A 21,514-nucleotide genomic window follows, 5' to 3' on the forward strand; every position below is an offset into this window, starting at 1 on the left:
GAATCCGATGCGAATGTGGTTTTTGAGTGCTGGCCTGGCCTTGATGTGCATGGCCCAGAACGCAGCGGCGGGTACAGTCCTGATCGTTGGCGATAGTATCAGTGCCGGTTTCGGCCTGGATACCCGCAAAGGGTGGGTTGCCCTGTTGGAGCAACGGCTCAAGCAGGAGGGTTTTGACGATAAAGTGGTCAATGCGTCGATCAGTGGCGACACCAGTGCCGGGGGCCTGGCGCGGCTGCCGGCGGCACTTGCAGCGCATAAGCCGGAAGTGGTGGTGATCGAGCTGGGCGGCAACGACGGGCTGCGGGGTCAGCCGCCGGCGCAATTGAAACAAAATCTTGCCTCGATGATTCAGGCGTCCCAGGACAGCGGTGCCAAGGTGTTGTTGCTGGGCATGCAGATTCCACCCAACTATGGCAAGCGTTACGTCGACGCGTTCGCCAAGGTGTTCGGCGAGGTGGCAGAGGAAAAAAAGGTGCCTTTGGTGCCGTTTTTCCTGGAGGGAGTGGGCGGGCATCCTGACTTGATGCAAGCGGACGGCCTGCACCCGGCAGTCGCCGCCCAGGGCAAGTTGCTGGAAAATGTCTGGCCGACGCTCAAACCGCTGTTATGACGCTTTTCTACCGGCAGGCTTTCGGCTAAGGTGGCGCCCCCCCGATTTGGAGCCCCTGATGTCGCGTCCTGCCTGGTCCCTGTTTAACTACCAACTGATCGAGCCGGACGAGCAGCTGGATCTGTTCGCCTGCCAGGAAGTGCGAGTGCATCTGGTAGCGCGTCAACTGGAGTTGGGCGGCTCGATTGATCGCACGCTCTGCGGCACGTTATTGCCGGCGCAACCGCTCTGGTCGTCGGTGGACCGTTCGATCTTCCAGGATCAGCGGCTGTGCCCGTTATGCAGGGCAATCCTGGAGTCGCAAAAGCGCGGCACACCGCCGATCTGGCCGGAGCTGCGCTTCGAGCTCTAGCGCGGCCGGCTTGATGCCAGGCACTCGCTTCACGTATACAATCAGTTTTTTCCTACCGTCGTTCTGCGAAGGATTTTCCGGATGTTGTCGCGCCTTTCCGTCGTTACCTGCTGCCTGTCTTTCGCTGCGCTCTGTGCGGCCGGTCCGGTGTTAGCCTTGCAGTTGCCCTTGCCGCCGCCCGGTGAGGACATCGTCGGTCAGGTCCAGGTGATCAAGGCCAAATACGAAGACACGTTTGCCGACCTGGGCACCACGTATGACCTGGGCTATTCGGAAATGGTCGCCGCCAACCCGGGCGTCGATGCCTGGTTGCCAGGGGCGGGCACGGATATTGTGCTGCCGACACGGTTCATCCTGCCGCCGGGCCCGCGCGAAGGCATTGTGATCAACCTTGCCGAATATCGGCTCTACTATTACCCCAAGGGGCAGAATGTGGTTTACACCTTCCCGTTGGGGATTGGTCGTGAAGGCTGGGGGTCGCCCATTGCCCATACCAGCATCATCGCGAAGACGCCGAACCCCACCTGGACACCCCCGGCCTCGATCAAGGCCGAACATGCCGCCAATGGTGACCCGCTGCCCAACGTGGTACCTGCCGGCCCCGACAACCCGTTGGGCCCGTTCAAGTTCACTCTGGGCACGCCGGGTTATCTGATTCATGGCTCCAACATGAAATTCGGTATCGGTACGCGCACCAGCCACGGTTGCTTCCGCATGTTCAACAACAACGTGTTGGAAATGGCCAGCATGGTGCCGGTCGGCACGTCGGTGCGTATCATCAACGATGCCTATAAGTTCGGCAGCGCCGGCGGCAAGGTCTACCTCGAAGCCCATACACCGTTGAACGACGATGGCACGCCGTCGGTGGTCGACAAGCACACGGCGGTGATCAATGCCCTGCTCAAGCGTGAAGACCTGGCCAACAGCCTGCGGGTGAACTGGGATCAGGTGCGTGACGTGGTGGCGGCGGAGGATGGTCTGCCGACTGAAATCGGTGTGCCGGGTGGCGCGCCAGTGGCGGTGAGCACCCCCATCGATTTGCAGCAATAAACCCGATGTGAGTCCAGAAGCTTGCACGGGAGTTTCAGGCAAAAAAAAGCCGACCCATAAATGGATCGGCTTGATAACAACCCCGAAGGATTATTACTTGCGGCTTGCTTTTTCAAGCATGCGCAGAGCGCGCTCGTTAGCTTCGTCAGCAGTCTGTTGTGCTTTTTGAGCAGCAGCCAGCGCTTCATCAGCTTTACGGTAGGCTTCGTCTGCACGAGCCTGGGAGCGAGCTGCTGCATCTTCCGTTGCAGTCAGACGAGCTTCGGTTTCTTTGGAGACGCTGCTGCAACCGGTAGCCAGAACTGCGGCCAGAGCCAGAGCAGAGAATTTCAGAACGTTGTTCATCGTGTTCCCCTTCAAGGACTTTCTATTAGATGGCTACTGCCTCAGAGTGAGCAAATAGCCGGCGTACATACTACCCATTACTTGTAGTAAGTAAACTGACGTTGCGCAAGAAGCAAAAAAAATTCTTGTACCGAATCTGTTTTGGCTAATCTTTGGGAGGTTTGTATAAAAAGCAGCCGGCTTTTTTCATCCTGCTGAAGATTGGATCCAGGCTGAAAGGGCCGGCCCGCATGCCTCGAGCTTTGTAGATAGATGAAATTTTATATATCCAAGCGGGCACTTGCGTTGCGTCTGCGCGAGCCGCACCGGGTATCTTTTGCTCATCTAGAGGTGACTTTAACAGCGCCAGTTCGTCTCAAGCTGCAACTGCCGGCAATGTTCAGGCGTTCGGTCATCGGTTGATCGAGGCCCTTTCTAATAATCCACCCGTGGCAGGGGATGACGAGTGTGCCTTGAGCAATTGCTGAATGGGTGCCTACTATTCCCTACGTGCAGGTGTGAGCGCTCAGGGTTTTCTCGTTGTCGAAACCGGCACGGGGTGGCGTAGATGTTCCTTCGCCGGAAAAACAGCGGTAAGGTAGGGTCAATATTCAAGACCCGCGAGGAGTAGTGATGAGCGAGGCGTTGTCCATCCACCATGACCAGGCTGGTCATCAGTTCGAGACCAATGTGGACGGTCATCGTGCTTATCTGACCTATATGGACCTCGGGAAGCAGACCCTGGATATCTATCGCACGTTCGTGCCCAACGCGTTGCGTGGGCGTGGCATTGCGGCCGCGTTGACCGAAGAGGCGTTGAAGTTCGCCGAAGAGTCAGGCTATACGGTCATTCCGTCCTGCTCCTATGTGGAACGCTACATGGAGCGCCACCAGCGCCATGCCGCGAAGCTGTGAACGAACAGCCATAAAAAAACGCCGGGTTTAGCCCGGCGTTTTTGTGTGTGCCTGATTCAAAGACACGTGCGGCTTCAGGTGCGTTTGCGTTTGGGCAATACGTCCTTGAGCTTGGCGTGCATGCTGCGCAGGGTATTCTCGGTAGCGGCCCAGTCGATGCACGCGTCGGTGATTGACACACCGTACTGCAAGTCGGCCAGGTCTTTTGGAATGGCCTGGCAACCCCAGTTCAGGTGGCTCTCGACCATCAAGCCGATGATCGACTGATTACCTTCGAGGATCTGGTTGGCGACGTTTTCCATCACCAACGGCTGCAAGGCCGGGTCCTTGTTGGAGTTGGCATGGCTGCAGTCGACCATGATATTTGGCTTGATGCCGGCCTTGTTCAACGCCTGTTCGCAGAGTGCGACGCTGACCGAATCATAGTTGGGCTTGCCATTGCCGCCGCGCAGCACGACGTGACCGTAGGCGTTGCCCTTGGTGGTGACGATGGACACGCCGCCTTCCTGGTTGATGCCCAGGAAGCGGTGAGGGCTGGAGACCGATTGCAATGCGTTGATCGCCACGGTCAAGCCGCCGTCGGTGCCGTTCTTGAAGCCCACGGCCGAGGACAGGCCGGAGGCCATCTCGCGGTGCGTCTGGGATTCGGTGGTACGCGCGCCGATGGCCGACCAACTGATCAGGTCCTGCAGGTACTGCGGGGAGATCGGGTCCAGCGCTTCGGTCGCGGTGGGCAGGCCCATTTCCGCCAGGTCCAGCAGCAGTTGACGACCGATATGCAAGCCGTCCTGGATCTTGAACGAGTCATCCAGGTACGGGTCGTTGATCAAGCCTTTCCAGCCGACGGTTGTACGCGGCTTCTCGAAATAGACGCGCATCACCAGGTACAAGCTGTCGGACACTTCTGCGGCCAGCACCTTCAGGCGCTCGGCGTATTCGTGAGCAGCCTTGAGGTCGTGGATCGAGCAAGGCCCGATAACAACGAAGAGGCGGTGGTCGGTGCCGTCGAGAATGTCACGGATGACTTCGCGGCCCTTGGTGACGGTCTGCAGGGCAGCGTCGCTCAGGGGAATTTCGCGCTTGAGCTGATCGGGCGTGATCAGGGTCTCGTTGGATTCAACGTTAAGGTCATTGATCGGTAAATCAGCCATCGTGTTACTCGTCAGGGTCACGGGTGCCGGCCGCCAGCCATCCCCGTGCGGCGGAGCACAGCATGATTTGGATGCAGGGGGGAGGAACCTTAGCGCGTAATACGGGCTCGCGACAATGGGCAAAGGCCGCTTTAATCCAGCACTGGCTGCACAACTGCCTCGTGGGAGAACTCGCCGGCGTGGCGCGACACCCAATCGCGGGCCAGGGCTTCGAGTTGCTGGGGCGTGGGCTCGGCGGTTTCGTGCAGGCGGCAGTAGCGTTCGATCTGGCACACTTGCTCACCCATGCGCGCGCCGAACAGGGCATGTTCATCGGTAAAACTGATGCCGATGCGATAGCCCGCTTCTCCTTTGCGGCACCACGCGACATAGCCCGGATAGCGGGCGCTGGCGCCCAGGGAGGGGATAGACAGGTCGACCGCCGTGCCAGGACGCCAGGCACGCGGACAGTTGCAGGCGATGCCGCCGCGGCCGATAGTGCGCAGGCGTTGGCGAGGCAAGGGAGGAGACGGACGTTGGATCAATTCGACAGCGACATCATCAGGGTGAGGTAAAAAACGACCCATGTACACGGACTCCGAACACCGTCCCATGGACGGCAGTGGCAGCAGTATAGTGAAGGAACTGGAACTGACCGACCTGGATATCGACCAGCAATTGCTGGGATTGCCCGGGTGTTCGCTGGTAGTGTTTACCAGTGTCGGTTGTTCCAGTTGCCGCTGGGCGCGCCAGCAGTTGCCGAGCTGGCGCTTGCCGGTGGACCGACTGTGCTGGGTGGATGCCGGGCACAACGGCGGCGCGGTCGAACGTTACCAGATCTTTCATTTGCCCGCGCTGTTCCTCGTGTGCGAGGGTCAATTCTACGGGCAATTACAGACACGTCTTACGCAACCAGACCTGACCGACGCGGTAAACCACGCACTGACCCGTACCCCAGAGGATTTGCCATGACCGCCACTGCACACCCTTCGCCACGTATCGGCATCATTGGCACCGGCGCCATTGGCGGGTTTTATGGCCTGATGCTGGCGCGTGCCGGGTTCGATGTGCATTTTCTGTTGCGCAGCGAGTACGCGGTGGTCAGCAAACAGGGTCTGCGCCTCAACAGTAATGTGCACGGCAACCTGCACCTGCATCCGGTGCAGGCATATGCCCAGGCTGCGGATATGCCGCCGTGCGATTGGCTGCTGGTGGGTACCAAATCCACCGGCAATGCCGATCTGGCCCCGACCATCGCCCAGGTTGCGGCGCCGGATGCCAAGGTGGTGCTGTTGCAAAACGGACTGGATGTCGAGGACAGCCTGCGTGAACACCTGCCGGCGTCGCTGCACTTGCTGGGCGGCCTTTGCTACATCGGCGTGCATCGCGCCGCGCCGGGCGTCGTCGAGCATCAGGCGCTGGGGCGGGTCAACCTGGGCTATCACAGTGGTAGCGCGGCCAACGATGAAGCGCGGCAGCAGGCGATTGTCGAAGAAGGAGCCGGGCTGTTTCATCAAGCGGGTATCGAGTCTCAGGCCATGGCCAGCGTGCATCAGGCCCGTTGGCATAAACTGGTGTGGAATGTGCCGTTTAACGGCCTCTCGGTTTTGCTCGGCACCGGGACCCGCGCGCTGATGGCGGATGAATCCAGCCGTGCGCTGATTCAGGCGCTGATGGCCGAAGTGGTACAGGGCGCTCACGCCTGTGGTCATGACATTGCTGCGAGCTACGCCGGGCAGATGTTTGCCATGACCGAAACCATGGACGACTACCTGCCCAGCATGTATCACGACCACGTGCACAAGCGTGCGTTGGAACTGGCGGCCATCTATGCGCGACCGTTGGCCGCCGCCAAAGCGGCCGGCTGCGAATTGCCGCGCATGCAGGCGCTTTACCAGGCCTTGTGTTTTATTGATCGGCACAATCGCTGATTCGGAGGCACTGACATGGTGAAGGGATTGAGCGACAAACTGGTGCTGGCGATTTCATCGCGAGCCTTGTTCGATTTGAGCGAGAGCCACAAGGTCTACCTCGCCGAAGGGGTGGAGCCGTATCGCCAATACCAGATCGAGCACGAGGAGGAAATCCTTGAACCCGGCGACGCCTTCCCGCTGGTCAAGAAACTGCTGAGCCTCAACGCCAGCCTCGGGCGGGCCCGTGTCGAGGTGGTATTGGTGTCGCGCAACAGCGCCGATACCGGTCTGCGAGTGTTCAACTCGATCCAGCATTACGGCCTGGACATTTCCCGCGCCGCTTTCGTTGGAGGGCGTAGTCCCTATCCGTATTTGGCCGCCTTTGGTTGCCATCTGTTTCTGTCGACCCATGCAGAAGATGTGCGCAGTGCGCTCGATGCCGGTTTTGCCGCGGCGACGATCCTCTCGGGTGGGGCGCGCCGGGCATCGAGCGAGGAACTGCGGATCGCGTTCGACGGCGATGCGGTGCTGTTCTCCGACGAGTCAGAGCGCGTCTATCAGGCCGGCGGGTTGGAAGCGTTCCAGGCCAGCGAACGAGAGTCGGCGCGCCAGCCGTTGCACGGTGGCCCGTTCAAGGGCTTCCTGGCGGCGCTCAACCTGTTGCAGCGTGAGTTCACCGACGAGGCATGCCCGATTCGCACGGCACTGGTCACCGCGCGCTCGGCGCCGTCCCACGAGCGGGTCATCCGCACCTTGCGCGAATGGGATATCCGCCTGGATGAATCGCTGTTCCTGGGTGGCCTGGATAAATCCGCGTTCCTGGAAGCATTCGCCGCCGATGTGTTCTTCGATGACCAGGCCGGCCATTGTGAGAGAGCCAGGGAGGTGGTGGCCACCGGGCATGTGCCCCATGGCATCAGTAATGAGTTGAAAATCCAGAGCCAGAGCTGAGCCGAACTGCTCGAGGCGCTGCTAAGCTCATCTAATCTCCGCCAGCCTGGCAACCCAGGGGGTTCTATGATTCGTTCGATGCTGTACGCCACGGATCTTGGCCTGTATGCACCGTATGTCATGCAACATGCCCTGGCGTTGGCGCGAACGTTCAAGGCGGATTTATATGTGATTCATGTGGTGGAGCCCATCGGGCTGTTCGCTGAATCGGTGTTGCAGAGCTATCTTGATGAAAAGGCCCTCAGCGAATGGCAGCGCCAGGGGTTGACCACGGTCATGGCGACGATCGAGCAGCGAGTGCTCGACAGCTTTCGCGAGGAACTGGGGGAAGGGGAGCAGGACCTGAAGTTGATTCGTTCGGTACGGGTGATCCAGGGGGACCCCTGCGAGGTGATTCTCGACCAACTGCATAAACTTTCCGTCGACCTGTTGATCGTAGGCAGTCATAGCCATGCAAGCGCAGCGGCTACACCGCTGGGGCGTACCGCCGCGCGCTTGTTACAGCTGGCGAGCGTGCCGGTTTACCTGGTGCCATCGCTGCAACGTCGGCGCAGTGATGATATTGAGCGGTAAAAACGATAAAAAGTTCTAGATTTCTATATCTTACCTTTAATATAGTTATATACCGTCGCTGATACCCGTGGCGTCTATCTGCTTTGAGGGATTCATATGAAGCTTCAACAACTGCGCTACATCTGGGAAGTGGCGCACCACGACCTCAACGTTTCCGCTACCGCTCAAAGCCTCTACACGTCGCAACCCGGTATCAGCAAGCAGATCCGCCTGCTCGAAGACGAGCTGGGCGTGGAAGTATTCGCGCGCAGCGGCAAGCACTTGACCCGCGTCACTCCGGCGGGCGAGCGCATCATCACCACGGCCGGCGAGATCCTGCGCAAGGTCGAGAGCATCAAGCAGATCGCCCAGGAATTCTCCAACGAGAAGAAGGGCACCCTGTCGATCGCCACCACTCACACCCAGGCACGCTATGCCTTGCCGCCGGTGATCCGCGATTTTATCAAGCAGTACCCCGACGTGGCGTTGCACATGCACCAGGGCTCGCCGATGCAGATCGCCGAGATGGCCGCTGATGGCACCGTCGATTTCGCTATCGCCACCGAAGCCCTGGAGCTGTTCGGTGATCTGGTCATGATGCCGTGCTACCGCTGGAACCGTTGCGTGGTGGTGCCGCAGGGACACCCCTTGGCCAAGTTGCCGAAGCTGACCCTGGAAGCCTTGGCCGAATACCCGATCGTGACCTACGTCTTCGGTTTCACCGGCCGTTCCAAGCTTGACGAAGCCTTCAGCCACCGCGGCCTTACGCCGAAAGTGGTGTTTACCGCAGCCGATGCCGATGTGATCAAGACTTACGTGCGCCTGGGTCTGGGCGTGGGCATCGTCGCCAAGATGGCAGTCGACACTCAGCTCGATAAAGACCTGGTGGTGCTCGATGCCAGCGAGCTGTTCGAATCCAGCGTGACCAAGATCGGTTTCCGGCGTGGCACGTTCCTGCGCGGCTTCATGTGCGATTTCATCGAGAAATTTGCACCGCACCTCACCCGCGAAGTGATGGCCAAGGCGATCCAGTGCCATAACAAGCAGGAACTGGAAGAATTGTTCGACGGCGTTGAGTTGCCGGTTCACTAAACGGGCTCAGCGGGCCTCGGTCACGGTGAAATGCTGCCGGGTGCCCGCCACCCGAATCTCCACCTCGTCATCGACACGCTTGCCCAGCAGGCTTTTGCCCAGGGGTGAGCGCGGGGTGATGACGGTGACCGGTTGCCCGACCACATCGACCTTCAATCCCGCCGCATCCGGCGCCAGGAACAGCCATTGCTGGCGATCGTTCTCGTCTTGCAGGCCTAGCAGCGTACCGACTTCGATCCCGCGCTGATCATCGTAGGCGCGCAACGCCACGTTCTGGCACAGCGTCAGCGACTGCTTGATCTCTTCGACCCGCCTGGCCTGGCCGGCCGCCAGATAAGAAGCCTCCAACCCCAGGGTGTCGTACTTGTTTTCCGCAATGTTCTCTTCGTGTGTCGCGGTCTCGTAGGCGGTCTGCGCGGCGCGTTGAGCGATGTCGAGGTCGGCGCTGAGTTTTTCCAGGACCAACTGGAGGACGGCGTGTTTATTCATGATCTTCAATCACAGAATTGCAGGACATTGGCTTTGGACTTTTCATTCGGGGCGTTCTGGTCCTGTTGCAGCCAGAACTGGCATTTGGGGTTGGACAGGTTGCGCGCATTGTTTCGCGCCTGCTCCAGGGCTTGTTGCTGCTCATGCTTCTGCAGGTTCTGCTGGTACTGCTCAAACATACGGTTAGGCGGCTCCGGTGCAGCAACCGGCGGTTTGCCCAACTGTTGAACCGCTTGGGCCACCGGCGCCAGGCTCTGCGGGAACAGGTAGCGCGAGGCCAGCCAGGTGGTCAGCGCGATGGCGATAAACCCCAGCCACACGCCTGCGGCAATGGCGATGCACAGTTTGAACAGCGACATCGGACGGTCAGACATGGGGCCTCCTGGCTAGCATTGATGGCAAGTTGGCGATTGTCGCACAGCCACTGTGCAGAATAATCGTGATCAAGCCTTCTGCATCGGCGCATTTATGCGGACAATCGAGCCTTTGAGCACTGGAGCCCGGAATGAAAGCCCGCTGGGATATTTTTTGCAGCGTCGTCGACAACTACGGCGACATTGGCGTGACCTGGCGACTGGCCCGGCAATTGGTAGCCGAGCATGCGTGCGATGTGCGCCTGTGGGTCGATGACCTGCGCGCTTTCGAGCGCATGTGCCCGCAGATCGATGTCAGCCTGGAGCAGCAGTGGCAAGAGGGCGTCGATGTGCGCCACTGGCCGTGCGAATGGGCGCCAACCCCTGCGGCCGATGTGGTGGTTGCCGCGTTCGCTTGCCAACTGCCGGCTGACTATATGGAAGCCATGGCCGCGCGCGCGCACACGCCGTTGTGGATGAACCTGGATTACCTCAGTGCCGAGGACTGGGTGGTGGGCTGCCACCGCCTGCCGTCGGTGAAGTTCAAAGGGGTGCAGAAGTACTTCTTTTTTCCTGGCTTTCGCCCGGGTACTGGAGGGCTGTTGCGTGAAGCAGGGTTACTGCAGCAGCGCCAGGCGTTTGAGCAGGATGCTAATGCGCAGCGCCAATTCCTGCAGACCCTGGGCGTGTTTCCGGTAGCCGATGCGCGGCTGATCTCGCTGTTCGCCTACGAAAACGCCGGGCTGGGCAGTTGGCTGGACGTGTTGTCGACAGACGCCCGTGCCACTCATCTGTTGGTGCCGGAAGGGCGCATCCTGGGCGATGTGCAACGCTGGCTGGGCGAGGAGGGGCTGACGGCGGGGGCGATTCATCAACGCGGGGCCTTGACCGTGCAGGTGCTGCCGTTCATGCGCCAGACTCAATACGACCTATTGCTGTGGTGCTGTGACCTGAATGCCGTGCGTGGCGAGGATTCGTTCGTGCGCGCCCAGTGGGCCGGGCGCCCGTTGCTGTGGCACATCTATCGTCAGGACGAAGACATTCACCTGGACAAGCTCGATGCCTTCCTCGAGCTGTACACCGCAGCCTTGTCGCCGGCGGCCAAGGCCGCACTGGTTACACTCTGGCAAGCCTGGAACACCGAGGGCGATATGGCCCAGCCGTGGAAAATGCTGCTGGAACACTGGCCGGAACTCAACAGGCATGCGCAAACCTGGTGTCTGGAACAGGCCTTCCAGGCCGATCTTGCGACGGCGCTGGTACAGTTTTATGAAAGTTGGATATGATACGCCACCTTGATTTTTGTAAATCCCATCCAAATTTCGGATATATGCAATGAAAACTGGTAAAGAACTGAAACCCGGTACAGTGATCCGTCTCGAAAACGACCCTTGGCTGGTTCAGAAAGCTGAGTTCACCAAGTCCGGTCGTAACAGCGCCATCATGAAGACCAAGCTGAAAAACCTGCTGACCGGTTACAAGACCGAGATCGTCTACAGCGCCGATGACAAACTGGACGACGTGATCCTCGACCGCAAGGAAGCGACCCTGTCCTTCATCAGCGGCGACACCTACACATTCATGGACACCACCGACTACACCATGTACGAGCTGAACCCTGAAGATATCGAAGCCGTTCTGCCGTTCATCGAAGAAGGCATGGAAGACGTCTGCGAAGCCATTTTCTTCGAAGAGCGCCTGGTTTCCGTAGAGCTGCCGACCACGATCGTGCGTAAAGTTGCCTACACCGAAGGTTCCGCTCGCGGTGACACTTCCGGCAAGGTAATGAAGCCTGCCAAGCTGAGCAATGGTACCGAGCTGCAAGTGGCCGACTTCATCGAAATCGACGACATGATCGAGATCGACACCCGTGAAGGTGGTTCGTACAAAGGTCGCGCCAAGAAGTAATTCCTGCGCCGCGATACGAACGGAAAAGCCCGACCCTGTGTCGGGCTTTTTTATGCGTGCAGTGTTTACTTCAGGTGTTGCTTGAGTTCATCCGACGCTTGCAGCAAGGCAGAACGTACAGCGGGCACCTGGCTGACCACGTTGAGCAAACCGTAGTCGTGGATCATGCCGTTGTAGCGCACGGCAGTGACCGGCACACCGGCCTGATCCAGTTTGCGGGCGTAGGCTTCACCTTCGTCACGCAGTACATCGGCACCGGCGGTTTGCACCATCGCAGGGGGCAAGCCCTTGAGTTGATCGGTGGTGGCCCGCAGTGGCGAGGCATAGATCTCGGCGCGCTGGTTGGCATCAGTGGTGTAATTGTCCCAGAACCATTTCATCATGTTCCTGGTGAGGAAGTGCCCTTCGGCGTACTGGTTGTAGGAACCCGTATCGAAGTTGGCATCGGTCACCGGCCACAGCAGCAACTGGAACTTGATCGCCGGCGTGCCCTTGTCCTTGGCCATCAGGCTGACCACTGCGGCCATGTTGCCGCCGACACTGTTGCCTGCGACTGCCAGGCGCTTGCCATCGACGTTGATGTCCTTGCCGTGCTCTGCCACCCACTTTGTTGCGCCGTACGCTTGGTTGATCGCCACCGGGTAATGCGCTTGTGGTGATGGGGTGTAGTTGACGAAGACCGCCGCGGCCCCCGAACCCACCACCAGGTCCCGCACCAGGCGTTCATGGGTCGGGTAATCCCCCAGCACCCAGCCACCGCCGTGGAAGAACATGAACACTGGCAACGTACCCTTGACCCCGGCCGGACGCACAATGGTCAGGTCCAGCGGCTGGCCGTCGACCTGAATGGTCTTCTGGCTCACATCCGCCTTTGGCAGGCTCAGCTTCACTGCGGCCTGGGCACCGGTCAGCACCGCGCGGGCCTGCTGGGGCGTCAACTGCTCCATCGGCTTGCCGGTGCCGGCGTTCAGTGCATCCAGGAACCCCTGGGTGGTGTGCTCCACGTCACCGGTGGCGGCGAAGGCCGTGCTGATGGACAGGGCGAGCAGGCTGCCGGTGAGCGCTTTGGCAAATGTGTTCATGTTCTTCTCCGATCAGGGCGGCAGTGGTTAGACGGTTACGTGCAGACGCACATCGACGTTGCCGCGAGTGGCGTTGGAGTACGGGCAGACTTGGTGAGCGGCGTCGACCAGCGTTTGCGCATCATCCTGGGCCAGGCCTGGCAGGCTGATGTGCAGGTCGATATCCAGGCCGAAGCCGCCAGGGATCTGGCCGATGCCTACGTGGGCGGTGATCGCAGCGTCATCCGGGATTTTGCGTTTGGTCTGCCCGGCGACGAATTTCAGGGCACCGATAAAGCAGGCCGAGTAGCCGGCGGCGAACAGTTGCTCAGGATTGGTGGCCTGGCCGCCAGCACCGCCCAATTCCTTGGGCGTGGAGAGCTTGACGTCGAGGATGTTGTCACTGGAAACAGCGCGACCATCACGGCCGCCGGTGGCGGTGGCTACTGCGGTATAGAGCGTTTGCATGGTGTCGTCCTCTGGTTTTAGCGCTAAAGGTTTGTGCGCTAAGTAGTTAGTGAGGCGAATGTATAGCGCTAATGTTTAGCGCGCAAGATAAATTCACAAATATTTTTCAGGCGATTGAAAATAATGTGGGAGGGGCGGTCGCACCGCCCCTCCCACATTTTTAGCGCGTTGCTGTGTTCAGAGTGTGTTCTGCAGGTTGCTGCGCAAAGTAATCAAATCCGCCTGCAGCTTGCGCAACTGCTCCAGGTCCAGCCCGCTGGCCCCCAGGATGCATTGCGGAATCCCCATGGCCTTGTCCTGCAGGGCCCGACCGGCAGCGGTCAGCTCCACCACCACCACCCGCTCATCTTCGCGGCTGCGGGTGCGGCTCAACCGGCCTTCGGCTTCCAGGCGCTTGAGCAGGGGCGTCAGGGAGCCGGGATCGGTGAGCAGGCGGTTGCTGATTTCACCCACGGTCAAACCGTCTTCTTCCCACAACACCATCATGGCCAGGTACTGCGGATAGGTCAGGCCGAGGGCCTGAAGGAGCGGTTTGTATACCTTGGTCATCAACAGCGAGGTGGAATGCAAGGCGAAACACAGCTGGTTATCCAGCATCAAGGATTCACAGGGAGTTGGATTTTTGCTCATGGCGGTGCCTCGAAAGCCGGTATAACGGGAATCTAGCGGGCAAATCTTTAATGCGCCAGATAATTCTGCGCGGACGGTCAGACCCGTCCGCTTTGCAATGCCAGATCCCAAGGTGGTATCGGGCTGAAACGGGACTTCAAGTATTCCAGCAGCAACCGGCTGCGTGCATTGGGTTGCTGTTCCAGGCGTAGTGCGTAGATGCCGGTGGTTTCCGGGCTGGGCAAGCCGTTTTCACAAAACAGTGGCAAGAGTTCACCGCGCACCAGGTATTCGCTGGCCAGCCACGTAGGCAGATGCGCAATGCCCAGCCCTGCCAGGGCGCCGGAGAGCAGGGCCTCGGCATTGTTGGCACTCATGCGGATACGACGAGGCCGATAGATGGCGCGGCGCCCGTCCAGTTCAAAGCGCCAGGCGAACATCGGCGCCAACCCGTCCCAGTCCAGGCCGTCGTGTTCGCTCAATTCCCGCGGGTGCGCTGGCATACCTCGGCTTTTCAGGTAAGCCGGGCTGGCGCAGGCAATGCGCACAATACTGGCCAGCGGCGTGGCGATCAGACGTGTGTCGGCAATATGCCCGGCGCGCAGCACCAGGTCGACCTTGCCCAGGTGCGCGCCCTGCATATCGACAAAGCTGTCGATCAAATGCAGCTGTACATCCAGCCCTGGGTACACCTGCAGGAAATCTGCAATCACTGGCGCCAAGTGCCGTCGCCCGAACGCCGCCGGTGCATCCACGCGGATCAGGCCTTCCGGCGCATGGCTCAGGGACACGGCTTCGGCGCGCGCCAGCTGCAATTCACCGACAATTCGTCGCGCCCGCTCGGCGAAGGCCAGGCCGGCCGGGGTGGGGACCACGGCATGGGTGCTGCGCTGGAACAGGCGGCTGCCGACTGAGTTTTCCAGGCTGTCGATACGCCGCGCCACTGCCGAGGGGGTCAGCGGACGGCGGCGCGCAGCGGCGGAAAAGCTGCCGCTTTCCAGCACATCGAGAAACAGGCTCAGTTGGTCGGTCAACGTATTGGGATTCATGGGTCCGTGCTTGTGCGAGTTTGGCACAGCCATTGTGCGTTGCTGTGCCTTTGCGCGCCATAGCCGACTGCGTAGCATGCAAGACTCAGGGTTTGTGGAGTAACGAGCGGTGTTGGATTTAGCGATGTACCTGGTATTGGGCGCGGCCCTTGGCACAGTAGGCGGCTTGTTTGGCATTGGCGGTGGGCTGATCGCCATCCCCGTGCTGGGTGTGCTGTTCGGGCTCGATCAGCAGATCGCTCAAGGCACCGCGCTGGTGATGGTGGTCCCCAACGTGATGCTGGCCCTGTGGCGGTATCACCAGCGCAACCGCATTGAGCTGCGCCATGCCTTGCCGCTGGGTGTGATGGGGTTCAGTTTTGCCTGGCTGGGTTCGATCTGGGCGGTAGGCCTGGATGCCGGCGCGATGCGGATCGGGTTTATCGTCTTTTTGGTGGTACTGGCAGCCTATAATCTGTTGCGCATGTTCACCCGTAACGCACCGCCGACGGCGCAAATGCGCTATTCCTGGCCGTGGCTGGGCGTACTCGGCGCAGCCTCAGGCGCCATGGGCGGATTGTTCGGTGTCGGGGGCGCGGTGGTAGCCACGCCGGTGCTTACCAGTGTTTTCGGCACCAGCCAGGTGGTCGCCCAAGGCTTGTCCCTTGCGCTGGCGCTGCCCAGCACCGGCGTGACCCTGGTCACTTACGCCTGGCATCACGAAGTGGACTGGCTGATCGGCGTGCCTTTGGCGGTGGGCGGCCTGCTCAGTATCAGTTGGGGCGTGAAAGTCGCTCATGCGCTGCCCGAGCGGGTGTTGCGTGGCCTGTTCTGCGGTTTTCTGGCGGTGTGCGCGGTGATGCTGACATTTAAAGTCTGAACCCTTCGAGAATGTACTCGGCCAGGCATTCGGTGATGGGCGACGTCATTTGCGGGTTGCGCAGCAAGCGCAGATTCATCGACGGCAAGGGCGGGAAGCCTTCGTCGCTGCCCAGCACGCGCAGGTCTTGGGACACCAGGCTTTCCATGCTGACCATCGCGGCCAGGCCGGCACTGACCACCGCCAGGATCGCCGCGCCATTGGAGCTGTGATAAGCCAGGCGATAATCCCGTCCAGCCATATCCAGCGCGGTCTGGGCCCACTGCGTGTAGAGGCAGTCGCCGCCGGAAACCGCCAGCGGCAGGGCCTCGTGCTCGTCTACGCAAAAACACGGCGCTGCGGCCCACACCATGCGTTCAGTGCGCAGGAATTCACCGAGATCGTTGCCGGGCTCGCGGCTGATGACGGTCAATGCCAGGTCCCTTCGCTGCATCAGCACCGATGACGACTCGCAGTGCAACTCGATCTGGATCAGCGGGTAGGCCTTGGAGAACTGCTTGAGAATGCCCGGCAGAAAGCGCATCACGTAATCGTCCGGCGTGCCGATGCGCACCAACCCCACCATATGCGGCTCGCGCAGGGTGTTGAAGACCTCGCTGTGCAGTTTCAGGATACGCCGCGCATACCCCAGCAACACCTGGCCCTCAGGCGTCAGCCGCACCTGACGGCCGTCGCGTTCGAACAGCTTGCGTTGCAGCACGTCCTCTTCCAGGCGTTTGATCTGCATGCTCACCGCCGATTGAGTGCGGTTGACCAGCTCCCCGGCTCGGGTAAAGCCGCCCTGATCGGCGATGGCGACGAAGGTGCGCAGCACTTCCGTGTCGATGCTCGGGTAAGTCGACAATTGATCAATCTCCGAGATGTGTTACATAAGAAACATTCGTTGGATTGATCATAGGCCCAGGCACACACTCGCGTCATCCCCACTGGAGGGCGAGAAGATGAAAGGTCAAAAAGATCATGGGGCGATGGCACGGTCGCCGTTGTCAGGGCTTCTTCACATTATTTCGCGTTGGCCGGCGTTGCATCGCGAACGCCGGATGCTGGCGGGCATGAGTGATGATGCGCTCAAGGATATCGGGCTCAACCGTATCGACGTGGAGCAGGAGATCCACCGGCATTTCTGGGATGACCCGCTGCGCAAGTGACCGGGGATGCAGTAGGGTAGGTGCGAGCATTCAAGGAGCTATCCATGCCCGCCATCCTCTCCTTTTCCCTCAAGCAGGCACGCCGCATGGCGCTGGCGGCCCAGGGGTTTTCCGGGCGCCAGCGGCCGGCGCAGATAAAAGCCGCACACCTCAACCGCCTGATCGAACGTCTCGGCGTGCTGCAGATCGACTCGGTGAATGCGCTGGTGCGTTCCCATTACCTGCCGCTGTTTTCTCGACTGGGCAATTATTCCCCCTTGATGCTCGAACAGGCCGCCTGGAGCCAGGGGCGGCGACGTACGCTGTTCGAATACTGGGGGCATGAGGCCTCGTTGCTGCCCATGGCGATGTACCCCTTGATGCGCTGGCGCATGGAGCGGGCCAGACAGGGGCAGGGGATTTACGCGCAAATGGCGCGGTTCGGGCGTGAGCGGCAGGACACTGTCCAGCGCGTTCTGCAGGCCGTCGAACAGCGCGGCGCATTAGGTGCGGGCAGTCTGTCGACCCGTGAGGAACGCGCCGGGCCCTGGTGGGATTGGAGTGATGAGAAACATGCGCTGGAATGGCTGTTCGCGGCCGGTCTGGTGACCGTGGCGGGGCGGCGAGGGTTTGAACGCCTATACGATTTGCCGGAGCGGGTGATCCCCGGCGACATCCTTCAAACCTTCGTGAGCGACGACGAGGCCCTGCGCGGCTTGTTGTTGCACAGCGCCAGCGCACTGGGCGTGGCCACTGAAAAAGACCTGCGCGATTACTTCCGCCTCGATCCCGTCGACAGCCGCCAGCGCCTGGCCGAGTTGGTCGAGGAAGGCCAATTGCTGAGTTGCCAGGTACAGGGCTGGAAGCAGTCGGCGTATTGCCTGCCCGAGCCGAAAGTGCCACGCAACGTGCCGACCAGCGCATTGCTGTCGCCCTTTGATTCGTTGATCTGGGAGCGTGCCCGTACCGAGCGCCTGTTCGATTTCCGTTACCGGCTGGAAATTTACACCCCACAACACAAGCGGGTGTACGGCTACTACGTCCTGCCGTTTTTGCACAACGAGCGGATCGCTGCGCGCATTGATTTGCGCGCCGAACGGGCCAACGGCTGCCTGGCGGTGCATGCGGTGCACGAGCAAGAGCAGGGCCTGGATGAGCCGGGCATGTTGGCGTTGGCGCTGAACCTGCGGCAGATGGCCGATTGGCTGGGGCTACAGCAGGTCAAGCTCAATTGCCAGCGGGCCAGTGCTGCGCGATTACGCTTGGCAATGCTCAAGATGGATGCTGGGCTTTAGGGCGCCATCGGGGGCAAGCCCCCTCCCACAGGGGAATACGCTCCACATGTGGGAGGGGGCTTGCCCCCGATTGGCGTCAGTCCAGTCGGCAACAATCTAGCGCTTGACCTGTTTCAAGGTTTCGGCAATCAGGAACGCCAGTTCCAGCGACTGATCGGCGTTCATCCGCGGGTCGCAGTGGGTGTGATAACGGTCCGACAAACCGTCCTCGGTGATCGGCCGCGCGCCACCGATGCATTCGGTGACGTTCTGCCCGGTCATCTCGATATGAATGCCGCCGGCATAGCTGCCTTCAGCCTGGTGTACCTGGAAGAACTCCTTCACTTCGCCAAGGATCTGCGCGAAGTCGCGGGTCTTGTAACCGCTGCTGGCCTTGATGGTGTTGCCATGCATCGGGTCGGAGCTCCACAGCACTTGCTTGCCTTCGCGCTGCACGGCGCGAATCAGCCCTGGCAGGTGGTCGCCAACTTTATTGGCACCCATGCGCGCGATCAGGTTCAAGCGGCCAGGGTCGTTGTCCGGGTTGAGAATGTCGATCAGACGGATCAGGTCGTCCGGGTTCATGCTCGGGCCGACCTTGACCCCGATCGGGTTGTTCACCCCGCGCAGAAACTCGACATGGGCGCCATCCAACTGACGGGTACGGTCGCCAATCCAGAGCATATGGGCCGAGCAAGCGTAGTAGTCGTTGGTCAGGCTGTCACGACGTACGAAGGCTTCCTCATAGTTGAGCAGCAACGCTTCATGAGCGGTGAAGAAGCTGGTCTCGCGCAGTTGCGGCGAATCGTCCATGCCGCAGGCGCGCATGAAGGCCAGGGTTTCGTCGATGCGGTCGGCCAGTTGGCTGTACTTCTCGGCCAACGCGGAGTTGGCAATAAAGTCCAGGTTCCACTGGTGCACCTGGTGCAGATCGGCGAAGCCACCCTGGGCAAAAGCGCGCAGCAGGTTGAAGGTGGCGGTGGACTGGTGGTAGCTCTGCAGCAGGCGGTCCGGGTCCGGTACGCGGCTCTTTTCGTCGAAGCCGATGCCATTGACGATATCGCCGCGGTAGGCGGGCAGGGTGATGCCGTCAATGGTTTCATCGTTGGACGAGCGCGGCTTGGCGAACTGGCCGGCCATGCGCCCGACTTTGACCACCGGGCAGCCAGCGGCGAAGGTCATGACAATCGCCATCTGCAGCAGCACTTTGAAGGTGTCACGGATTTTCGCGGCGGAGAACTCGGCAAAGCTCTCGGCGCAGTCCCCGCCTTGCAGCAGGAAGGCGCGACCCTGGGTCACTTCGGCAAACTGACGCCGCAATTCGCGGGCTTCCCCGGCAAACACCAGCGGCGGGTAACTGGCCAGGCTCTGCTCCACTTGCAGCAGGTGTGCGGCATCCGGATAACGGGGTTGTTGCTGGATCGGCAGGGCACGCCAGCTGTCGGGACTCCAGGGTTGGCTCATCATGCACTCGTTGGGTAGGTTGAGGTTCGGACGTCAATGTTAGCAGCAATTAGTGCGTGACCTGCTGGCTTCACTGGCTGACAATCGCGCACTTTGCTGTACAGCAACCCGTTAGGAGTAGTGATGAGCGAGGAGCGTGTCGAGCGCCTGCTGGCCGAAGTCCATGATGATTTCGGCATGATCCGTGTGCTGGAAGTGGCCGATTACCGTTTTCTCGAATTTGGCGACGCCATTGAGCAAAGTTGCGTGTTTACCGCCGACCCGAGCTGGCTGGAGTACGACTACACCCGCGCCATGTTGATCGGGGCGTTGTGCCATCAGCAGCCGGAAAGTGCGCTGTTCCTCGGCCTGGGCGCCGGCTCGCTGACCCAGGCATGCCTCAAGTTCCTGACGCTTGACGATGTTGAAGCCATCGAGCTGCGCCCCGACGTACCGCGCCTGGCGATGGAGTATTTGGGACTGGACGATGATCCGCGCCTGTATATTCGCATCGGCGATGCCCTGCAATTGCTCGATAGCGCCGAACCGGCCGATCTGATCTTTGTCGACCTGTACACCGATGTGGGGCCGGGCGTCGGCCACCTGGCCTGGACGTTCCTCGAAAACTGCCAGAAGAAGCTCAACCCCGGCGGCTGGCTGGTGATCAACCAGTGGGCCACCGATGACGGCAAGCCGCTGGGCGCGGCATTGTTGCGCGGGTTGTATCACCGGCATTACTGGGAACTGCCGGTGAAGGAGGGCAACGTGATTCTGCTGGTGCCTTCGGAGCTGGATCAGGAACTGGACCTGGATGCGCTGGTGGTTCGTGCCGAAGCCTTGGCGCCGCGTCTGGGTTATTCGTTGCAGGCGTTGATCAAGGCGATTCGGCCGGCGACTTAAGTCGTCTGCTCTGGCGCCGTCGGGGGCAAGCCCCCTCCCACATTTTTTGGTTTGTGAATACATTCAAGTGTGGGAGGGGGCTTGCCCCCGATGAGGTCATCACTGTCTACATTCAAATACCTTTGAACACCCCCGGCCGCTTCTCGATCATCGCCCGCACGCCTTCCTTGGCATCCTCACTGTTGAGCAATTTATCCACCATCGGCGGCAGTGCGGCCGCCGCCACGGTCTCACCTTCCTTGCGTGCCAATCGCGCCGACATCAGCGTTGCCTGCACCCCAAGCGGAGCCTGGCGTGCGATGCGATTGGCCAACTCGATGGCGCGCGGCAGCAAGTCTTCGCTGGCCATCACTTCCTGCACCAGGCCCAGGCGCAGGGCTTCATGGGCGTCAAATTCATCGCCGGTCAGCAACCAGCGCATCGCGTTGCCCCAGCCGGCGATCTGATGAAAGCGTAACGTCGCGCCGCCGAACGGAAATATCCCACGCTGCACTTCCATCTGCGCGAAGCGAGTGTTACTGGCGCAAAGGTTGATATCCGCTGCCAGCATCAGTTCGATGCCAATGGTCAGGCAGTAGCCGTGGACGGCAACGATCACCGGCTTATTGACCCTGGGGCCTGCGAACACGCCCCAGGGATCGCAGCCGCCCAGGGGCGGTTGCCAGCCCCCGGCCATTACGCCGCTGACATTGGCCAGGTCGAGCCCGGCGGTGAAGTGGTCGCCATGGGCAAATACCACGGCAACCCGCGCGTCATCGTTTCGATCAAAATCGCCATAGGCCATGCTCAGTTCATTAAGCAGGTCCAGGTCGAAAGCATTGCGCTTGGCCACTCGATCCAGCCCCAACAGCAGGACATGACCCTGGAGTTCACGGCTGACGCGGCTGGTGCTGGCTTGATTCATCGGGTGTGCCCTCGGGCGCGGGTAAGGTTTCAGACCAAAGGACCGGTCTGGGCAGGTGAACCGTTTAAGCGTGATGACCAACAGGGCCGGGCTTTTGAAAAATAGACCCTGGCGCACTTATCTGCAAAGGCTGTGACACAGCACGGTTTCTCAGTGCTTTGCGATAAAAAAAGCTCCC

General features: G+C 60.4%; 27 protein-coding genes. 15 read left to right on the plus strand and 12 right to left on the minus strand.

Going from position 1 to position 21,514, the window contains the following annotated elements; genetic code table 11:
* Positions 1 to 7: 7 nt before the first annotated feature.
* From PspCFBP13528_RS25105 to PspCFBP13528_RS25115, 3 genes are all read left to right on the plus strand, one after another.
* Positions 8 to 613, plus strand: coding sequence for an arylesterase (locus PspCFBP13528_RS25105; RefSeq protein WP_162515438.1), 606 nt, complete (start codon positions 8 to 10; stop codon positions 611 to 613).
* A 58-nt stretch (positions 614 to 671) separates the two neighbouring features.
* Positions 672 to 965 carry a hypothetical protein gene (locus PspCFBP13528_RS25110; RefSeq protein WP_057722836.1) on the plus strand — a complete coding sequence of 98 codons (294 nt, stop codon included), beginning with the start codon at positions 672 to 674 and terminating at the stop codon, positions 963 to 965.
* An 81-nt stretch (positions 966 to 1,046) separates the two neighbouring features.
* Positions 1,047 to 2,015: a L,D-transpeptidase family protein gene (locus PspCFBP13528_RS25115; RefSeq protein WP_137201745.1), complete on the plus strand. Its 969-nt coding sequence runs from the start codon at positions 1,047 to 1,049 to the stop codon at positions 2,013 to 2,015.
* Positions 2,016 to 2,108: 93 nt separating this feature from the next.
* Here the strand turns inward: PspCFBP13528_RS25115 and oprI are convergent, their stop codons facing one another.
* On the minus strand, positions 2,109 to 2,360 hold the full coding sequence (oprI, locus tag PspCFBP13528_RS25120) for an outer membrane lipoprotei OprI (RefSeq protein WP_003172710.1): 252 nt from the start codon (positions 2,358 to 2,360) through the stop codon (positions 2,109 to 2,111).
* 612 nt (positions 2,361 to 2,972) lie between these two features.
* On the opposite strand from oprI, the gene PspCFBP13528_RS25125 reads away from it, so the two are divergent.
* Positions 2,973 to 3,254, plus strand: coding sequence for a GNAT family N-acetyltransferase (locus PspCFBP13528_RS25125; protein ID WP_003233387.1), 282 nt, complete (start codon positions 2,973 to 2,975; stop codon positions 3,252 to 3,254).
* Between the two features lie 74 nt (positions 3,255 to 3,328).
* On the opposite strand, the gene PspCFBP13528_RS25130 is transcribed toward PspCFBP13528_RS25125, so the two are convergent.
* Together PspCFBP13528_RS25130 and PspCFBP13528_RS25135 are read right to left on the minus strand one after the other, a co-directional pair.
* Positions 3,329 to 4,405: a 3-deoxy-7-phosphoheptulonate synthase gene (locus PspCFBP13528_RS25130; RefSeq protein ID WP_065949195.1), complete on the minus strand. Its 1,077-nt coding sequence runs from the start codon at positions 4,403 to 4,405 to the stop codon at positions 3,329 to 3,331.
* Positions 4,406 to 4,536: 131 nt separating this feature from the next.
* Positions 4,537 to 4,971 (minus strand): PilZ domain-containing protein, encoded by a 435-nt coding sequence (locus tag PspCFBP13528_RS25135; RefSeq protein ID WP_101220238.1) that lies wholly within the window; start codon positions 4,969 to 4,971, stop codon positions 4,537 to 4,539.
* Between PspCFBP13528_RS25135 and PspCFBP13528_RS25140 the strand changes: the two genes are divergently transcribed.
* The 5 genes from PspCFBP13528_RS25140 (at position 4,970) to cysB (ending at position 8,892) form a co-directional block, all read left to right on the plus strand.
* On the plus strand, positions 4,970 to 5,356 hold the full coding sequence (locus PspCFBP13528_RS25140) for a thioredoxin (RefSeq protein ID WP_065949193.1): 387 nt from the start codon (positions 4,970 to 4,972) through the stop codon (positions 5,354 to 5,356). The two genes, PspCFBP13528_RS25135 and PspCFBP13528_RS25140, sit on opposite strands and share 2 nt — an antisense overlap.
* On the plus strand, positions 5,353 to 6,315 hold the full coding sequence (locus tag PspCFBP13528_RS25145; RefSeq protein ID WP_065949192.1) for a putative 2-dehydropantoate 2-reductase: 963 nt from the start codon (positions 5,353 to 5,355) through the stop codon (positions 6,313 to 6,315). The genes PspCFBP13528_RS25140 and PspCFBP13528_RS25145 overlap by 4 nt, the downstream gene beginning before the upstream one ends.
* A 15-nt stretch (positions 6,316 to 6,330) precedes the next feature.
* Positions 6,331 to 7,248 carry a 5'-nucleotidase gene (locus PspCFBP13528_RS25150; RefSeq protein ID WP_101220236.1) on the plus strand — a complete coding sequence of 306 codons (918 nt, stop codon included), beginning with the start codon at positions 6,331 to 6,333 and terminating at the stop codon, positions 7,246 to 7,248.
* Between the two features lie 66 nt (positions 7,249 to 7,314).
* On the plus strand, positions 7,315 to 7,821 hold the full coding sequence (locus PspCFBP13528_RS25155) for a universal stress protein (protein ID WP_065949190.1): 507 nt from the start codon (positions 7,315 to 7,317) through the stop codon (positions 7,819 to 7,821).
* A 96-nt stretch (positions 7,822 to 7,917) separates the two neighbouring features.
* Positions 7,918 to 8,892, plus strand: coding sequence for an HTH-type transcriptional regulator CysB (gene cysB / locus PspCFBP13528_RS25160; RefSeq protein WP_017849520.1), 975 nt, complete (start codon positions 7,918 to 7,920; stop codon positions 8,890 to 8,892).
* Positions 8,893 to 8,898: 6 nt separating this feature from the next.
* On the opposite strand, the gene PspCFBP13528_RS25165 is transcribed toward cysB, so the two are convergent.
* A complete protein-coding gene (locus PspCFBP13528_RS25165) occupies positions 8,899 to 9,381 on the minus strand; it encodes a GreA/GreB family elongation factor (protein WP_137201746.1) in 483 nt (160 codons plus the stop codon).
* Between the two features lie 5 nt (positions 9,382 to 9,386).
* The gene (locus PspCFBP13528_RS25170) at positions 9,387 to 9,755 is read right to left on the minus strand and encodes a hypothetical protein (RefSeq protein ID WP_137201747.1); all 369 of its coding nucleotides are present in this window, start codon (positions 9,753 to 9,755) and stop codon (positions 9,387 to 9,389) included.
* Positions 9,756 to 9,886: 131 nt separating this feature from the next.
* On the opposite strand from PspCFBP13528_RS25170, the gene earP reads away from it, so the two are divergent.
* Both earP and PspCFBP13528_RS25180 read left to right on the plus strand, forming a co-directional pair.
* Complete coding sequence (gene earP, locus PspCFBP13528_RS25175; RefSeq protein ID WP_137201748.1) at positions 9,887 to 11,020, plus strand: elongation factor P maturation arginine rhamnosyltransferase EarP; 1,134 nt, start codon at positions 9,887 to 9,889, stop codon at positions 11,018 to 11,020.
* A gap of 49 nt (positions 11,021 to 11,069) precedes the next feature.
* Positions 11,070 to 11,642, plus strand: coding sequence for an elongation factor P (locus PspCFBP13528_RS25180; RefSeq protein ID WP_137201749.1), 573 nt, complete (start codon positions 11,070 to 11,072; stop codon positions 11,640 to 11,642).
* 65 nt (positions 11,643 to 11,707) lie between these two features.
* Here PspCFBP13528_RS25180 and PspCFBP13528_RS25185 read toward each other — a convergent pair whose 3' ends face one another.
* The 4 genes from PspCFBP13528_RS25185 to PspCFBP13528_RS25200 all read right to left on the minus strand — a co-directional run bounded on the left by PspCFBP13528_RS25185 (position 11,708) and on the right by PspCFBP13528_RS25200 (position 14,829).
* Complete coding sequence (locus PspCFBP13528_RS25185) at positions 11,708 to 12,724, minus strand: alpha/beta hydrolase (RefSeq protein ID WP_137201750.1); 1,017 nt, start codon at positions 12,722 to 12,724, stop codon at positions 11,708 to 11,710.
* Positions 12,725 to 12,751: 27 nt separating this feature from the next.
* Positions 12,752 to 13,171, minus strand: a complete 420-nt coding sequence (locus PspCFBP13528_RS25190; RefSeq protein WP_065949186.1) for an organic hydroperoxide resistance protein — start codon at positions 13,169 to 13,171, stop codon at positions 12,752 to 12,754.
* A 177-nt stretch (positions 13,172 to 13,348) separates the two neighbouring features.
* Positions 13,349 to 13,801 carry a MarR family transcriptional regulator gene (locus PspCFBP13528_RS25195; protein WP_065949185.1) on the minus strand — a complete coding sequence of 151 codons (453 nt, stop codon included), beginning with the start codon at positions 13,799 to 13,801 and terminating at the stop codon, positions 13,349 to 13,351.
* Positions 13,802 to 13,878: 77 nt separating this feature from the next.
* The gene (locus tag PspCFBP13528_RS25200; protein ID WP_101220233.1) at positions 13,879 to 14,829 is read right to left on the minus strand and encodes a LysR family transcriptional regulator; all 951 of its coding nucleotides are present in this window, start codon (positions 14,827 to 14,829) and stop codon (positions 13,879 to 13,881) included.
* 109 nt (positions 14,830 to 14,938) lie between these two features.
* Between PspCFBP13528_RS25200 and PspCFBP13528_RS25205 the strand changes: the two genes are divergently transcribed.
* A complete protein-coding gene (locus PspCFBP13528_RS25205) occupies positions 14,939 to 15,688 on the plus strand; it encodes a sulfite exporter TauE/SafE family protein (protein WP_065949183.1) in 750 nt (249 codons plus the stop codon).
* Here PspCFBP13528_RS25205 and PspCFBP13528_RS25210 read toward each other — a convergent pair.
* Positions 15,678 to 16,532, minus strand: a complete 855-nt coding sequence (locus PspCFBP13528_RS25210) for a LysR family transcriptional regulator (protein WP_065949182.1) — start codon at positions 16,530 to 16,532, stop codon at positions 15,678 to 15,680. The two genes, PspCFBP13528_RS25205 and PspCFBP13528_RS25210, sit on opposite strands and share 11 nt — an antisense overlap.
* A 97-nt stretch (positions 16,533 to 16,629) precedes the next feature.
* Here PspCFBP13528_RS25210 and PspCFBP13528_RS25215 point away from each other — a divergent pair, with 97 nt between their 5' ends.
* Together PspCFBP13528_RS25215 and PspCFBP13528_RS25220 are read left to right on the plus strand one after the other, a co-directional pair.
* Positions 16,630 to 16,836: a DUF1127 domain-containing protein gene (locus PspCFBP13528_RS25215; RefSeq protein ID WP_065949181.1), complete on the plus strand. Its 207-nt coding sequence runs from the start codon at positions 16,630 to 16,632 to the stop codon at positions 16,834 to 16,836.
* Between the two features lie 44 nt (positions 16,837 to 16,880).
* Complete coding sequence (locus PspCFBP13528_RS25220; protein WP_101220232.1) at positions 16,881 to 18,110, plus strand: winged helix-turn-helix domain-containing protein; 1,230 nt, start codon at positions 16,881 to 16,883, stop codon at positions 18,108 to 18,110.
* A 96-nt stretch (positions 18,111 to 18,206) separates the two neighbouring features.
* On the opposite strand, the gene PspCFBP13528_RS25225 is transcribed toward PspCFBP13528_RS25220, so the two are convergent.
* Entirely contained in the window at positions 18,207 to 19,553 is a 1,347-nt protein-coding gene (locus PspCFBP13528_RS25225; protein WP_065949179.1) for a 3-deoxy-7-phosphoheptulonate synthase class II, read from the minus strand.
* Positions 19,554 to 19,676: 123 nt separating this feature from the next.
* On the opposite strand from PspCFBP13528_RS25225, the gene PspCFBP13528_RS25230 reads away from it, so the two are divergent.
* Positions 19,677 to 20,432: a spermidine synthase gene (locus PspCFBP13528_RS25230; protein ID WP_137201751.1), complete on the plus strand. Its 756-nt coding sequence runs from the start codon at positions 19,677 to 19,679 to the stop codon at positions 20,430 to 20,432.
* A gap of 112 nt (positions 20,433 to 20,544) precedes the next feature.
* Here the strand turns inward: PspCFBP13528_RS25230 and PspCFBP13528_RS25235 are convergent, their stop codons facing one another.
* On the minus strand, positions 20,545 to 21,336 hold the full coding sequence (locus tag PspCFBP13528_RS25235) for a crotonase/enoyl-CoA hydratase family protein (protein ID WP_065949177.1): 792 nt from the start codon (positions 21,334 to 21,336) through the stop codon (positions 20,545 to 20,547).
* Positions 21,337 to 21,514 lie beyond the last annotated feature (178 nt).

Origin of the sequence: Pseudomonas sp. CFBP13528, assembly GCF_005233615.1 — a bacterium.
GTDB lineage: Bacteria > Pseudomonadota > Gammaproteobacteria > Pseudomonadales > Pseudomonadaceae > Aquipseudomonas > Aquipseudomonas fluorescens_AM.